Annotated in this window: 15 protein-coding genes, 1 pseudogene and 1 riboswitch; of the genes and pseudogenes, 10 read left to right on the top strand and 6 right to left on the bottom strand. The window is 65.3% G+C overall.

Translation table 11 applies throughout. The annotated features are described in order from the left end of the window. Positions 1-29 precede the first annotated feature (29 nt). Positions 30-176, bottom strand: a riboswitch (guanidine-I (ykkC/yxkD leader). Positions 177-692: 516 nt separating this feature from the next. After that, positions 693-1,580, bottom strand: a complete 888-nt coding sequence (locus U5A65_RS39140; protein WP_321939985.1) for a LysR family transcriptional regulator — start codon at positions 1,578-1,580, stop codon at positions 693-695. A gap of 140 nt (positions 1,581-1,720) precedes the next feature. On the opposite strand from U5A65_RS39140, the gene U5A65_RS39135 reads away from it, so the two are divergent. From U5A65_RS39135 to U5A65_RS39125, 3 genes are all read left to right on the top strand, one after another. Continuing rightward, positions 1,721-3,004, top strand: a complete 1,284-nt coding sequence (locus U5A65_RS39135) for an MFS transporter (RefSeq protein ID WP_321949561.1) — start codon at positions 1,721-1,723, stop codon at positions 3,002-3,004. A 60-nt stretch (positions 3,005-3,064) separates the two neighbouring features. Then, positions 3,065-3,958, top strand: coding sequence for an amidohydrolase family protein (locus U5A65_RS39130; RefSeq protein WP_321939988.1), 894 nt, complete (start codon positions 3,065-3,067; stop codon positions 3,956-3,958). A gap of 263 nt (positions 3,959-4,221) precedes the next feature. Beyond that, positions 4,222-5,247, top strand: a complete 1,026-nt coding sequence (locus U5A65_RS39125) for an Acg family FMN-binding oxidoreductase (RefSeq protein ID WP_321949560.1) — start codon at positions 4,222-4,224, stop codon at positions 5,245-5,247. A 96-nt stretch (positions 5,248-5,343) separates the two neighbouring features. Here U5A65_RS39125 and U5A65_RS39120 read toward each other — a convergent pair whose 3' ends face one another. Then, a complete protein-coding gene (locus U5A65_RS39120; protein WP_321949559.1) occupies positions 5,344-5,781 on the bottom strand; it encodes a hypothetical protein in 438 nt (145 codons plus the stop codon). A gap of 241 nt (positions 5,782-6,022) precedes the next feature. Between U5A65_RS39120 and U5A65_RS39115 the strand changes: the two genes are divergently transcribed. The 6 genes and pseudogenes from U5A65_RS39115 to U5A65_RS39090 all read left to right on the top strand — a co-directional run bounded on the left by U5A65_RS39115 (position 6,023) and on the right by U5A65_RS39090 (position 11,400). Then, positions 6,023-7,462: an MBL fold metallo-hydrolase gene (locus U5A65_RS39115; protein WP_321949577.1), complete on the top strand. Its 1,440-nt coding sequence runs from the start codon at positions 6,023-6,025 to the stop codon at positions 7,460-7,462. Positions 7,463-7,731: 269 nt separating this feature from the next. After that, positions 7,732-8,958 (top strand): annotated as a pseudogene (locus U5A65_RS39110) (PAS domain S-box protein); the annotation flags it as partial. Next, positions 8,955-9,608, top strand: a complete 654-nt coding sequence (locus tag U5A65_RS39105) for a response regulator transcription factor (RefSeq protein WP_321949558.1) — start codon at positions 8,955-8,957, stop codon at positions 9,606-9,608. The pseudogene U5A65_RS39110 and the gene U5A65_RS39105, both read left to right, overlap by 4 nt. A gap of 125 nt (positions 9,609-9,733) precedes the next feature. Further along, a complete protein-coding gene (locus tag U5A65_RS39100) occupies positions 9,734-10,141 on the top strand; it encodes a response regulator transcription factor (protein ID WP_321917320.1) in 408 nt (135 codons plus the stop codon). A gap of 13 nt (positions 10,142-10,154) precedes the next feature. Next, positions 10,155-10,928 carry a helix-turn-helix domain-containing protein gene (locus U5A65_RS39095; protein WP_321917319.1) on the top strand — a complete coding sequence of 258 codons (774 nt, stop codon included), beginning with the start codon at positions 10,155-10,157 and terminating at the stop codon, positions 10,926-10,928. Positions 10,929-11,004: 76 nt separating this feature from the next. Next, positions 11,005-11,400, top strand: coding sequence for a c-type cytochrome (locus U5A65_RS39090; RefSeq protein ID WP_321949557.1), 396 nt, complete (start codon positions 11,005-11,007; stop codon positions 11,398-11,400). A gap of 35 nt (positions 11,401-11,435) precedes the next feature. Here U5A65_RS39090 and U5A65_RS39085 read toward each other — a convergent pair whose 3' ends face one another. The 3 genes from U5A65_RS39085 to U5A65_RS39075 form a co-directional block, all read right to left on the bottom strand. Continuing rightward, complete coding sequence (locus tag U5A65_RS39085) at positions 11,436-11,786, bottom strand: hypothetical protein (RefSeq protein WP_321949556.1); 351 nt, start codon at positions 11,784-11,786, stop codon at positions 11,436-11,438. Between the two features lie 69 nt (positions 11,787-11,855). Then, positions 11,856-12,095, bottom strand: a complete 240-nt coding sequence (locus U5A65_RS39080) for a UDP-glucose 4-epimerase (protein ID WP_321917314.1) — start codon at positions 12,093-12,095, stop codon at positions 11,856-11,858. Between the two features lie 64 nt (positions 12,096-12,159). Beyond that, a complete protein-coding gene (locus U5A65_RS39075) occupies positions 12,160-12,594 on the bottom strand; it encodes an Hsp20/alpha crystallin family protein (protein ID WP_321917312.1) in 435 nt (144 codons plus the stop codon). Positions 12,595-12,848: 254 nt separating this feature from the next. Here U5A65_RS39075 and U5A65_RS39070 point away from each other — a divergent pair, with 254 nt between their 5' ends. Continuing rightward, positions 12,849-13,712 (top strand): universal stress protein, encoded by an 864-nt coding sequence (locus U5A65_RS39070; RefSeq protein ID WP_321949576.1) that lies wholly within the window; start codon positions 12,849-12,851, stop codon positions 13,710-13,712. A 122-nt stretch (positions 13,713-13,834) separates the two neighbouring features. Here the strand turns inward: U5A65_RS39070 and U5A65_RS39065 are convergent, their stop codons facing one another. Continuing rightward, on the bottom strand, positions 13,835-14,524 hold the full coding sequence (locus U5A65_RS39065) for a CBS domain-containing protein (protein WP_321917308.1): 690 nt from the start codon (positions 14,522-14,524) through the stop codon (positions 13,835-13,837). Between the last annotated feature and the right edge of the window lie 138 nt (positions 14,525-14,662).

Below are 14,662 nucleotides of genomic sequence, written 5' to 3'. Positions count from 1 at the left end.
GCGTGAGAGGGCGACCGAACGACATCGCGACCTCCCGGGCTTTTATCCCTCCGTGGAGCCTCATCGCCGCCTTGCAGGCAAGGTGGGAGACGAGACCGGATTGCTCTCGGACCAGGCATCGAACACGCGGCATGAACTCATGCGTTGCGCCGACCGGAACCCTAGCGATCCTAAGATGATGCAAATTGCTTCGCACCTCTCGCCAGGCTATTTAGCGAGTTCTGTGCCAAGTCTGTCTGGGTGCGTTGAAGCCCGCCTCGACGCGCCCTCGCGGCGCGAGTGGGCGCGTGGCACGCGCCAGAACGCGCCACGTCCGCGCAATCGCAGTGCAGTGCGTGCACCATGTTGCGGGGCCAGGCACCGCGACGGGGCGGCGCGCCTGCCCATGCAGCGTTGCAATGGCTCTATTGACCAATGGCATATGAATTGCGTTTGCATGTGGGTCCCGCTATCCGCTCATTCGCTTGCCCTTGCGTCCAACGAGACTCGCCATGCAACCCGTCCCGCACTTCGCCGCGCGCCTGCGCCAGTTCCTCTATGTCGTGTTTGCCGCGCGCTTTATCGAACTCGCGCCGCGTGCGGTTTCGAACACGAAGCGCGAATAGCGGCGTGTTCCCCTTCGCGCACGCCGTTGGCCTCGGCCCGCGCCCGCAACGGCACGGCCGCAGCCACGCCTTTCCTGATTGATCGGTTCAACGCGAACTGAGCAACGAAGCGAACTTGTCGGCGAGCGTGGGCCGAGACCGGTGTGGCCAGATCGCGCTGAGTTCGAAGAACGGCAGCGCGCCGCCCTCGCGCACTTCACATACGCGCACGCCGGAAAACTGGAGCGCCTTGACGGATTCCGGCAGCAACGAAGCGCCGCACCCTGCCGCAACGCAAGCGAGCACGGTTAGCGACCGATTGGCGTCCTGCACGATATTGGCCTCGCAGCCGAACTTGCGAAACGCGCTCAGGATGCCCGCGCGCACCACCGGCAACTGGCCATGCGGAAACCAGACCAGCCCGATGCGTGCAAGATCCGCGAGGCCAAGCTTGCCGTCGGCGCCGAGCGGATACGACTCGTGCACGACCGCCAGCAGCCGCTCGCGCACGATCAGCTTCTCGCGCATTCGACCGCTCACGGCAACCGGCGTATGCAGCAGGCCAATGTCGATCTCGCCCGAATCGAGTGCGCTGGCCTGCTCCGCATTGCTCATTTCGCGCAGCGTCAGTTCGACGTTGGGCACCGCGCGGCGCAGCGCCGCGATCGCCTTGGGCATCACCTCGAACAGCGCCGCCGACGCGAAGCCGATAGCGAGCCGCCCGCCGCGCTGCGCGCCGATATCGCGTGCGCGCTTTTCGGCCGCCTCGATGCGCGACACGCTCAGCCGGATGTCGTCGACGATCGCCTCGCCCGCTGGCGTGAGCGCCGCGCCGCGGCGCGTTCTCGCCAGCAGCTTCACGCCAAGGTCCTGTTCCAGCCGCGTGATGGCCTGACTGAGCGCGGGCTGCGCCATGCCCAGCTGGCTGGCCGCGCCAGTGACGCTGCCGGCGTCGACGACAGCGAGGAAATACTTGAGCGTGCGGACAGATTCCATATCAAAATGCTATGAAAGAACAACATTTCCATAGTATGCGCGCATTCCCGCCTTTTTTAGAATGACCTCCACCAATTAACAGCGGCCGTGCTGATCAAGCCCCGGCCGCCGCGCCCAGCGGCGCGCACAAGGAGACGACCATGCGCTGGTACCGGGACATCACACCCCTCGAAAAGAGAACGTTGTGGAGCTGCTTCGCAGGCTGGGCGCTCGACGGCGTCGACACGCAGGTCTTTTCCCTCGTCATTCCGTCGCTGCTGGCAACGTGGGGCATCAGCAAGGGCCAGGCCGGACTGATCGGCGGCGCAACGCTCGTAGCCGGTGCGCTAGGCGGCCTGCTCGCGGGCATTCTGGCTGACCGCGTGGGCCGCGTGCGGGCCCTGCAGATCACCGTCGTCTGGTTCTCGCTGTTCACATTCTTAAGCGCGTTCGCGCAGAACTTCGACCAGTTGCTGGTGTTGAAGACGTTGCAAGGCATTGGTTTCGGCGGCGAGTGGACGGCTGGCGCCGTACTCCTCAGCGAGACGATGAACCCGAAGCATCGCGGCAAGGCGATGGGTATCGTGCAAAGCGCTTGGGGCTTCGGCTGGGGCGGCGCGGTGCTGCTGTATATGCTGGTCTTTTCGTTCGTGTCGCCGCAATGGGCCTGGCGTGTGCTGTTCGCGATCGGTCTCGTGCCCGCGGTGCTCGTGCTGTACCTGCGCCGCAACATCGTCGAGCCGCCTCGCGAGGCGCAGACGGCGAGCGACGAACGTGGCCAGCGCGGCGTCTTCAGCGTTGCCGCGGGCATTTTCGATCCCGCCGTGATTCGCACGACCCTCGTCGGCGCCCTGATCGGGCTCGGCGCGCATGGCGGCTATCACGCGATCACCACCTGGCTGCCGACTTACCTCAAGACCGAGCGCCACCTCTCAGTGCTGGGTACAGGCGGCTACCTGGCCGTTGTCATTGTCGCGTTCATCGTCGGCTGCTTCGTGAGCGCCTGGCTGCAGGACCGCATCGGGCGACGCCGGAACGTGATCCTCTTTGCCGTGTGCTGCGCGGTGATGGTCAACATCTACACGTTCCTGCCGCTCAGCGACACCACCATGTTGATCCTGAGCTTCCCGCTCGGGCTGTTCTCGGCGGGTATTCCAGCGACGCTCGGCGCACTCTTCAACGAGTTGTATCCGCAGGGCGTGCGCGGCACGGGTGTCGGGTTCTGCTACAACTTCGGCCGCATCGTATCGGCGGGCTTTCCGGTGTTGATCGGCCATATGAGCAGTTCGATGTCGCTCGGCGCGGCGCTCGGCATTGACGCAGGCGTGGCGTATGGCCTCGTCGTTATCGCGGCCTTGCTGCTGCCCGAGACACGCGGCCGCCGCATGGCAACCTCCGCGCAAAGCGGCGCGCGGACCGACGCCCCTGCCGCTTCGCGCAGCTGAGTGCGCGCCTTCCCGTCGCCACGCGCCGACCATTGAACCGACTCCCAGACTGAACACACGATGGACCTCACTTTGCCCGCAACCGCCGCCGATCCTTTCCTGAGCCTCTCCGGAAAGAACGCCGCGTGGCTCGATACAGAAGCATCGTACGTGACCGGCATCGACTCGCATGCGCACATATTCGTGCAGGGGCTGCCGCTCGCCGCGCAGCGCCGTCACGCTCCCGACTACGACGCGACGCTCGATCAGTACGTCGACCAGCTCGCCAGTCACGGCATGTCTCACGGCGTGCTCGTGCAGCCGAGCTTTCTTGGCGTCGACAATTCGTTTCTGGCGGCAGTGTCGAAGCGCTATGCGCGGCGCTTTCGCGGTGTCGCTGTCGTCGATCCGGAAGTCGGCGACGAGGAACTCGAAGCGCTGAATGCCGCGCATGTCGTCGGGGCGCGGCTGAATTTGATCGGTGTGCCGTTGCCCGATTTTCATGGCCGCCGATGGTCGGCACTGCTTTCGCGGCTCAACGCGCTGCGCTGGCATGTCGAAGTGCAGGTGCACGCCGCCGATTTGCCCTATGTGCTCGACGCGCTGCTCGCGCACCGCTGCACGGTCGTGGTCGATCACTTCGGCCGTCCAGATGCCGCGCGCGGCGTAGACGATCCCGGTTTTCGCCATCTGGTGTCGAAGGCGTCGTCCGGCGACGTGTGGGTCAAGCTTTCCGCCGCTTATCGCAGCGTGCAAGGCGCGTGCGGCACCGAAAGCGCAATCGCACTCGCAGCGGCGCTGCTCGATGCATTCAGCGCGCAACGGCTCGTCTGGGGCAGCGACTGGCCCCATACGCAGCATCGCCACCTCGTCGACTACGCCGCGGCCGCGAACGCGCTGCAGCGGTGGATTCCCGACGAGGCAGCCAGACGGACGATTCTCACGACGTCGGCGGTGGAACTGTTTCGTTTCTAGCTTCTAGCTGCTAGCGCGCGGCGTTCGTCCTGGCTTCGCACGCTAAACACCTCAGGCGCGCCAGAGACCACGCAAGTGCAGCACAGCGCGGACGGCTATCTGCTCATCAGAAACCAGCGCTATCCGCGTAGGGTTGACTCAAGTCAATCGCGACCACGCTTCGGCACCTAGACTGATCCCACGCCGCCCTTGTTGGCGGCTTTCTCAATCATGCCGCACTGATTTCACCGGGCGCCCCGCGCCATTGAGAGTCGGGATACACCATGCTCGACAAGCCACACGACCCTGCCGCCAGCGCCACGCCACTCGACAAGCTCGACGACTACGCGTTGCGTTACGCCGTGCGCCACGCAACGCTCGCCCCGTCGAGCCACAACAGCCAGCCGTGGCGCTTCGTCGCCAGCCGCGACCGGATCCTGCTGTGCGCCGACCGGCTACGGGCGCTGCCCGTTGTCGATCCGTACGATCGGGAGCTGATCATCAGTTGCGGTGCGGCGCTGTTCAATCTGCGCGTGGCGCTCGCGAGCCTGGGCATTGGCTATGCGATCACGCTTTTTCCAGCGAGCCTCGATCCCGACCTGCTCGCCGATGTGCGCCTGCTTCGCGAGCGTCCCGTTGGCGCGGAGCTGGCTGCGCTCGTGAGCGCCATTGCCCGGCGGGTCACCACACGTCGCCCGTTTTCTCCGGTGCCGGTCGCTGCGGCCGTCGAACGCGAACTCATCGACGCAGCCCGTGCCGAGGGCGTGGAAGTTGCGTGCGCAACCGAAGCCGGAACGCGCGAGGCGATCGCCGACCTCGTCGCCGAAGCCGACCAACGGCAGTTCGCCGATCCCCGGTTCCGCCGCGAACTCGCGAAATGGATCCACCCGCGCCACACTGGCGACGGCATGCCGTCCTACGCGGCCGGACTCGGTTCCCTGCTCGACTTCGCAACACCGCTTGCCGCCTCCGCGATACGCACATTCGACGTGGGTGGCGGCGTAGCGGCGACCCACCGGGAGCTGGCGGCGGCGTCGCCCCTGCTGCTGAGCATCGCGACGAGCGTCGACGATGCGCAGGCCTGGCTCGCGGCGGGCGAGGCGCTCGAGCGGGTGCTGCTGGTGCTGACTTCGCACGGACTGTGCGCTTCTTACTTGAACCAACCGATCGAGGTGGCCGAACTGCGTGCGCGGCTGAATGCGCTGCTCGGCATGCCGGGAGCCGTTTGTCCGCAGGTCCTGCTGCGCATCGGACACGGCACGCCCGATGCGCCGTCGCCGCGCCGCCCGTTGAGCGAAGTCGTGGCGTAGGTCTCCATTCAACGCCTCGGGCGGCACTTCGCCTGACGTTGAACATTCAGCCGCCGCCCGCTTGCGCTGGACCGCAGCGAGCCTCCACGTTCGTCCTTATCTGACGCCGCTCACTTCGCGCACGAAGTCGAGCTGCGCCTCCTCAAGCTGTTCGGCGCAGCGCGCATAGAGCCAGCCAGGGCCGTTGTCGCTGCTGTACATGCCGCGGCACAAGCCCTTGAGCCGTATCGTCGTGGTTCCATCCGCGGCCCTCTGCCGCACCGCCCAGAAGTAGGCGATGCCGAATTCATGCGGCATGCGCGTCTCGATCGTATCGTCGGTCGCACGTTCGATGGGCGTGGGCGAGTGCCGCTGGACGAAAACCAGGGCGCGGGTCCAGGCCTGTGCGCAGTCGTCGGGGGCCGAGCAACGGATCGCGCTCTGCTCGCGTCGCGCTGCCAGTTCGGTTTCCGAACGGCGGAAGGCGACGTTTTCTCCGCGGCGCGTATCGCGGTAAGCGGTACAAGCCGAAAGCGTTGCAATCAACGGGATCAAAACCAGCGCCCTGCCAGACGACAACCTGCTCCCCATTTCACCCCCGCCGGAATCTCGGCCCGCGCGCCGCGTGCCACCGACTCCAATGTACGAATCGGATGACGCGTTGCGATTGATCTGCCTCAAGGAGAGGCGGCCCGGGGCGATGCCTGTTTGTCTGATTCAAGTCAAAGCCGGCCCGCAGGCGCGCGTTCCAATCGATATCGGGCGTGCACATGGCGCGTGAAGCGAGGAGAGCATGATGAAGCTGACGTTTCTGGGCGCGGCACAAACGGTCACCGGGTCGCGCTACCTGCTGGAGGCGGGAGGCAAGCGGGTGCTGATCGACTGCGGGCTTTTCCAGGGCACCAAAAACCTGCGGCTGCGCAACTGGGACCCACTGCCTTTTCCGGTCGACTCGCTCGACGCCGTCATCCTCACGCACGCGCATATCGACCATTGCGGCTACCTGCCCGTCCTGGCGCGCAACGGCTATCGCGGCCCGGTTTATTGCACGCCCGGAACCGCGGACCTGTGCGGCATCATGCTGCGCGACAGCGCACGGCTACAGGAGGAAGACGCGGCGTTTGCAAACCGCCACGGCTTCTCCAAACACCATCCCGCCCTTGCGCTCTACACCCTGGAAGACGCCGAACAGGCACTGCGGCTCATTGCGCCGCGCCCGTTCGATGAACCCGTTGCGCTCGGCGAGCAATTGACGTTTCGGCTGCTGCCCGCGGGCCATATCCTTGGCGCGGCGAGCGTGGTGCTGTGCAACGGGCATACGGTCACCGCGTTTTCCGGCGACCTCGGGCGCCCCGACGATCCGATCGTGCGCGCGCCTTCCCCACCGGTCCATGCGGACTATCTGGTGGTCGAATCGACCTACGGCGACCGGCTGCACGACGCGCTGAACCCCGAGGACGAACTCGCAGCGATGTTCGCGCGCACCTTCGCCCGCGGCGGCATCGTGGTCATGCCCTGCTTCGCGGTGGGACGCGCGCAGGAAGTCCTTTACTACATTGCGCGGCTGAAGCAGTCGGGGCGCATGGCGAATGTTCCGGTCTACCTCGACAGCCCAATGGCGATTGGCGTGACCGACCTGTACCGGCGTCATATGAGCGATCATCGGCTGACACTCCCGCAAGTGCACGCCATCGATCATGCGGCGTTCATGGCGCGAACGGTGGAGGAGTCAAAGGCCATTGCGGGGCGCCACGGCCCCATGGTCATCATTGCCGGCAGTGGCATGGCCACTGGCGGCCGCATTCTGCACCATCTGAACCTGTACGCATCGGACCCGCGCAACACGATCGCGCTCGTCGGATACCAGGCGCCCGGCACGCGCGGCGCGGCGCTCGATGCCCATGCGCCCACCATCAAGCTGCATGGCGACTACGTGCGCGTGCGCGCAGAGATCTCCTCGATCACCTCGCTCTCTGCGCATGCCGATTACCGGGAAACCCTGCGCTGGCTCGCGGGCATGACGTGCCCGCCCCTTCGCACGTTCGTGACGCACGGTGAGCCCGCAGCGGCCGATGCCTTGCGCCGGCGCATCGCCGAGACACTGCACTGGGATTGCTGCGTGCCGGAATTCGGACAGTCGTTCGAGCTTGCCGAGCAAGCCGTGCGACCGTATCCCTGCCCGCCGTGCCCGCCGGACGAACTGGCGCCCGAGCAGGAGGCAGGCGCCACGCCCTGAAATGCTGCCGGAACACGGCACGCCGCGCCGGCACACCTCGCAAGCACGGACGACGAGCGTGAAATTTTTTTGGGACACGGTTTCCAGTGGCTCATAAAATCGGCATGGATCCCTGTGATACGGAATACTTGTGTCCCGCCCATTGAAGCCGACACTTCATATGCGAATGGCCTTCGCATCGATCTCGCGCCCGCATCGCGCTCCGGACGGTCGTCATGGGCCCGCGCGCTGACCCCCGCGCGCGCGCCGCAAAAGGCGCGGGCCCGGCAAGTTCTGCCTGCGCCATGGCCATTGCGCTCGCGGGCGCGCTCGGCGCCGCCGCGCTCGCGCTTCTCGCGCAACGCCTCGTGCGCGCAAACCCGGCGCCTGCGAGGGCGGCCGGCGACGCGCGGCTCAACGAGGCCCGCATGCTCGGGATCATCCGTTCGTCGATGGAAGCGATCGTCACTGTCGACGAAACCCAGCGTGTGTTGATCTTCAATCCAGCCGCCGAACAGGTGTTCGGCCTGTCCGCCAGGGAGGCGATCGGCTCGCCGCTCTCGCGCTTCATTCCCGAGCGGTTCCGGGCGGCGCACGCGCAGCATGTCGAACAGTTTGGCGAGACAGGCGTCACCGAACGCCAGATGGGCCGCCCGCAACGTGTGCTCTACGGGGTGCGCGCCAATGGCGAGGAGTTTCCGATCGAAGCATCGATTTCGCAGATCCGTGACGGTTCGGGCAAGCTTTTCACGGTCATGCTGCGCGATATTACCGAACGCGTGCGCGCCGAGGAAGCGCTCAAGCGTTCGCGCGAGGAGTTGCGCGAGCTGTCGGCCAATCTCCAGAACGTGCGCGAGGCCGAAAAAACCCGCATCGCGCGCGAACTGCATGACGACCTCGGCCAGCAGCTCACCGCGCTCAAGATCGACCTCGCCGCGCTCGAGCGCCGGCTCGGCGAGGATGACGCCACCGACGTGCCTGCGCGCCTCGCCGGCATGCGCAACCTGATCGACGCGACCGTGGCTGCCTTGCGGCGCATCGCGGCCGACCTGCGGCCGGTCATGCTCGACGACCTCGGCCTCGTGCCCGCCATCGAATGGCTGGCGAACGACTTCACGAACCGCTACGGGATCGCCGTCGAGCGCGACCTGGATGCGGACGCCACGATGTTTTCGAACGCCGCCTCCTCCGCGCTCTTTCGCATCGTGCAGGAAGCCCTGACCAATGTCGCCCGCCATGCCGAAGCGAATTTCGTCGAGATTACGCTCAAGGTGGATGGGCCACGCTGTGTGCTGCGCATTGCCGACGACGGCGTGGGCGCGAGCACCGATCCCGCCGATCCACCCAACGCGCAGCGCAACGCCTTGAGAGACAAGTCGTTTGGCCTGCTCGGCATTCGCGAGCGAGCCCACATGCTTGACGGCACCGTTGCCATTGCCACCGCGCCCGGAAAGGGCTTTGACATGACGATCACGTTCGCCCTCCCTGCCCTGCTTCCGGAAGGAGCCGCATCATGATCAAGGTGATCATCGCCGACGACCATGCGCTCATGCGTGACGGTTTGCGCCGCATACTGGAAAGCGAGCGCGGCACGCAGTTCGAAGTCGTAGGCGAAGGCTGTGACAGCGCGACCACACTCGCGCTCGTGCGTGAGCGCGCAGCCCAGGTCCTGGTGCTCGACCTCTCGATGCCGGGACGCAGCGGCGTGGATCTCATCAAGCAGATCAAGGACGAAAAGCCCGAACTGCGCATTCTCGTGCTGACCATGCATGCCGAGCAGCAATACGCGGTGCGCGCCTTCAAGGCGGGCGCGTCGGGTTATCTCACCAAAGAATGCGCCAGCACGGAGCTGGTCACCGCCGTGACGAAGATCGCTTCCGGTGGCGTCTATATCAGCATGACGATGGCCGAGCGCTTCGCACAAAGCCTGAAGGAGCCGGCCGACACGCTTCCCCACCAGCGGCTTTCCGACCGCGAGTTCGAGGTGTTCCGGCGTATTGCGGCAGGCCAGACCATTACTGAAATCGCGCAGGAACTCTGCGTGAGTACGAAAACCGTCAGCACCTACAAGGTGCGCATTCTCGAGAAGATGCAGATGCCGCACGAAGCCGCGCTCGTGCGCTACGCGATGCGGCACAAGCTCATCGACGATCCCGACGAAGTCTGACCCTCGGGTGTCGCGGCCGATTGCCGCATGACTGTAGGAATCGCCCTACAGGCCTTCCGTTCCGCGTACGTCAATTTCCATCGCCGCCGATATTTTTTTGAGACGGCGTTGCCAATACTGGCTACATGAAAGCCAGTCCTGTCCGCACGCGCCTGCAGGTTTTCCTGGTCGAGGATGCGACCGCAGTGCGCAGGAAGATCGCCGAGGCATTGTCGGCCATTCCGGATGTGAGCGTGATTGGCGAAGCCGAGGATGCGGCCAGCGCCCTGACCGGCATCGCGCAAAGCGGTGCGGACGTCGCGGTGGTCGATTTGAGGCTTGCGAGCGGCAGCGGCATCGAATTGCTGTCCCTGCTGGCTCACGAGCAACCCTCGGTCGTGACGGTCGTGCTGACGAATCACTCCGCCGCACCGTTTCGCACCGCCTGCCAACGAGCGGGAGCCCATTTTTTCTTCGACAAGACGTCTGAGTTCGAAGCCGCTTGCGAAGCCATTGAAGCGCTAGTGAACCGGCGCGCCGCCCCCGCGCGCTGAACGGGAGACGATCATGTATGCCGAGGCAGCCTGCGAATCCTCACTGTCCACGCCGCTATCCCCGCCCTGGCTCGTCGTGTCGCCGCAGCCCGCCGAGCGCGACGCCGCTGCGCGCTGCTCGAGCTGCTCGCTGCGTGCGGTCTGCATGCCGCCGGACCTCACGGCCGCAGAACTCCGGCAACTCGACACCGTGGTCCTCACCACGCGCACCGTGCACCGCGGCGTAACGCTGTTTCGCGCGCACGACGCCTTCCAGAGCCTCTACGCCGTCCGTACCGGATCGTTCAAGACGGTCGTCATGCATCGGGACGGGCGCGAGCAGGTCACGGGCTTCCAGATTCCGGGCGAGCCGCTCGGGCTCGACGGCGTTTGCTCCGGCACACACCGCTGCGACGCCATTGCACTCGAAGACAGCACGGTTTGCATCATGCCGTTCGGCCAGCTCGAAACGTTTTGCCGCGAGAGCCGGCGCATGCAGCGCCACCTCTACCGGCTGATGAGCGGCGAGATCGTGCGCGAGTCGCGCCTGATGATGCTCCTCGGCACGATGACCGCCGAACAGCGCCTCGCCGCGTTTCTGCTCGATCTCGCCGCGCGCTTCCAGGCGCGCGGCTACTCCGGCGCGCAACTCAACCTGAAGATGAGCCGCGAGGAAATCGGCTGCTTTCTCGGCCTGAAGCTCGAAACCGTGAGCCGGATGTTCTCGCGCTTTCAGCGCGAAGGCCTCGTCGAGCCCAATGGCAAGCAGATTCGCCTCGTCGATCTGGAAGGGCTCGCGCGCGTGTGACGGCGCCGCTTTTTATTTCATTCATGCATCTGGCCGGCGGCACTGCGCTCCCCGGCCGCACTCGAGGAGACATTCGATGCCACGCCGTCCTGCACCTGTTGCTTGCCTCCCGGTGATTGCGTCGCTCCACGCGCGCGCGAACACGATCCTGATTCACGCCGCAGCGGTATGCGCGGTGGCGCTGTATGCCGGTGCTGCGCACGCGCAGCTTGCCGAACCCACCGAGCTTGTCGATCAGCAGCACTGCATGTTCTGCCACACGTCGGATGCGCCATTTCTCGCGCCGTCGTTTCACCAGATCGCCGAGCGCTACCGCAACAAGCCGAATGCCGAGGTCATGCTCGAAGACAAGCTCAGGCACGGCGGCAAGCCCCACTGGGGCGACATGGCCATGCCGCTGCCCGCAGACCGCGGCGGCCCGCTATCGGCCGAAGACGCGCATACGCTCGTTCAGTGGGTACTGAGCCAGTGAAGCCCGATAGGGCGACTCCTCCAGCGTGGCGTCGATCAGTGATCGCCGCGCGGCGCACCGTTTCGGTAAACGGCGCCTGCGGACGCGGCTGAACCCAGTTGGCGCTCGGCGGCGTCGAATGCCGCACGCATGGCAGCCACAGGGTCGTCACCTTCGCAATGGCCAAGCGGCGCGAGTTGCCTCGAAGTCGAAACGAGGTCGAGACGAACGTCATAGGCCGGGCGGCAGCTTCCCGGCTGCACGGAGTGCATTCGCTCGATCGCGAGATGACACCCTGCCAGCACGCCGCTGAACCGCTCGAGGCGCAGCAACTGAACGCCGGCTTCCGCCTCAAGGGCAGATGAACCGGCGAAACCCAGATAGACGATTTGCATCCCGAGTCCCATCGCCGCGCCCCTTCAGAAGTCGGCATCGTCGCTACCCGAAAGCTCGCTACTGCCTCCAGGCAGGCCTTTCTACACTTCGAACGCGTGATGGATTTTCAGGTCGATCCACACCATGCCTTCGCGCAACCCCTCGAGCACCGCCTCTCGCTCGGTTTCAAACACGCGATGATGCGCAAACGCGTGGGAGAAGCACTGCGTTTGTGGACCGTGCGTGACGCTGACTTCGCAGAGAAAGCCGCCCTGCGGAGCCGGCGATGTGCGGGCCTGAACGCTCCAGGCGCCCGAGTCGATATGGCCGGTAAGTGACATGATTTCGTTCTCCCAAGAAGGCGCGCAGCGAATGCGCCTGCGGCACAATGGCGCGCGCCATGGCTCACTGGATCTGCAGTCGCTTCTGTTCCGCAGGCGCCTTTTTCGGCAGCGTGAGCGAGAGCACGCCATCCTGATACTGCGCGTTGGCGCTGCTTTCGTCGATATCGCTGGCAAGCGAGAACGTGCGTGCGAAGGCGCCGCTGTACCGTTCGCGGCGAATGACGCGCTCGCCTTCCTTCTGCTCGGTCGTGCGCTCGACCTTCGCGTGAATCGAAACCACATTCCCGTCGATCTTCACGTCGATGTCCTTTTTGTCGACACCCGGCATCTCGGCCTTGACCGTGTAGGCCTTCTCGCTTTCCGTAACGTCGAGCTTGATCGTCGCGAGTTCGCTCTCCTCGGCGGCCAGCACGCCGCGCATTGGCCGGAACAGCCCCTGGAAGAGGTCCGAAACAGGCTCCATGGAAAACGGGTCATAACGTGTCAGATTGCTCATTGCCTTGCCTCCTTTTCGGCTTGCGTGGCGCACGAACCCTGCGAAGCGTCGCGCTGTATTCAATCTACGCACGGACTGCCGTTTCCGATTGATCTGCCTCAATGTCTCCTTTTTTCCGGGTTCCAGGGGCGACCTATTTCGCCAGGAAGAGATGGTTGATTCAAATCAATCGCAACGAGCCCGCCGTCCCTAGACTCGAATCACTTTCTCCGCCTCGAGGGGCGGTGGAACGCCCCCGTTCGCTGGAGATCACGATGAGCTACAAGACGATCATGGTGCACATGGACACGAGCGCACGCGCAAGCGCGCGTCTCTCGCTTGCGTTGAAGCTGGGCCGCCGGTTTGGCGCGCATCTGGATGGACTGTTCGCGGCGTTCGAGCCGCGCCCGCGCGAGTTTTACGTGATGGCCGGCACGGCCGACTATTACGACACGCACCGCAAGCTGCGGCGCGAACAACGCGGCGCGATCGAACGCCTCTTTCGAGCCGAACTGGCACGAGCGCAGGTCGATGGCGCCTGGGTGACGGCCGAGGGGGATCCGGTCACGGCGGTCATGCAGCGCAGCCGGAGCGCCGACCTCGTGATCGTGGGGCAAACCGATCGGGACGATCCGGAATCCTATATTGCTGAGCACTTTACGGAGACCGTGCTGCTTGGCGCGGGCGGCCCCGTGCTGGTCGTGCCGTATGCAGGCAGCTTCGAGTCGGTGGGCGAGCGCGTGCTCGTGGCCTGGAACGGCAGCCGCGAGGCCGCGCGCGCCGTGCACGACGCCATGCCTTTCATCGCGCGGGCGGCCCACGTGACCATCGTGGCCGCTTCTGCAACCGCTTCTCTGTCCGCTTCTACGTCCATCGTGCCTGCCGAGCGGCAAGCGTCGTGTGCCGACCTCGCGGCCATGCTTGCGCGCCATGGCGCAACGAAGGTCGAAATCACCCGGTTCGACCGCGACGCCGCCGCAGCCACGGGCGACGCGCTGCTCAGTTTTGCGGCAGACGGCGGCTACGATCTGCTCGTGATGGGGGCATACGGTCACGCGCGCCTGCAGGAACTCGTTTTGGGCGGCGCCACACGCTCGATCCTGGCCACGATGACGCTGCCGGTGCTCATGTCGCACTGACGCAGCGCCACACGCCGAGCGTCGACACACGGGAAGCAGCACGACGGCGAAGCCCGACAAAAAAACCGGGCCAGTCGTGTTGCTGGCCCAGCCTTCCCCACGCCTGAACGCGTCCGCCTTTCTTACATCGGCGTGAACACCACCGGGTAGCCGAGATGGTCCTCGACACCCTTCACGCCGGGCACGAGCTGCGCCGAGACGAGTATCGCCTTGCGCTCCTCCTCCGAGTTCACCGTACCCCAGAAGTGGACAACGCCCTCCTTCACGACGACGTTCTCCGCCGGCATTGCCCAGCGATGCCCGGCGAGCGCCTGAATCACGTCGCGATGGATGGTCTCGTCCGACACGAGCCCTGCCTGATCGGGGCGCGCCGCGCTCGCCAGCGCGCGGATCAGGTTCGCACGGCTGACGATACCCACGAGCTTGCCCTGATCCAGCACCGGCACCCGCTTGATTCGAAGGCGTTCGAGCACATCGGCGATCTCGCTGAGTGGCGTGGAAGGCGAAACCGAAACGACATTGGCGGTCATGACGTCGTCCACCTTCACCGCGTTTTCCTTCAGGTACTCGCCCGCGAGCTTGCGCGTCGAATGGAGGAATTCCCCAAACCAGCTTCGCTGCGGCTTGCCGGTGCCCGTTTCCACGCGATGTAGCAAATCGCTTTCACTGAGAATGCCGACAACGGCTCCGCTATCGTCGACGACCGGAATGCCGCTGATGTGATGGTCGGCGAGCAGCGTCGCCGCCTCGAAAATCGACGCATTGGGGCGCACGGTGATGACGTCCGTCGTCATGATGTCTGATGCTTGCATGAGGTCCTCCGTTAAGGGCCAACGCCCCGGTATGACTCAATTTAGAGATTGCCGGGCTGCGCGCATTGACTTGAATCAAGCCGCGCGGCCTGCTATCCGGCAGCGGAAAGCCCGCGGTTGCCCGTGGCGAATCACATT

It is taken from the genome of Paraburkholderia sp. J10-1, from assembly GCF_905220165.1.
Taxonomy (GTDB): Bacteria; Pseudomonadota; Gammaproteobacteria; order Burkholderiales; family Burkholderiaceae; genus Paraburkholderia.
This window is presented reverse-complemented; position numbering and strand designations above follow the sequence as displayed.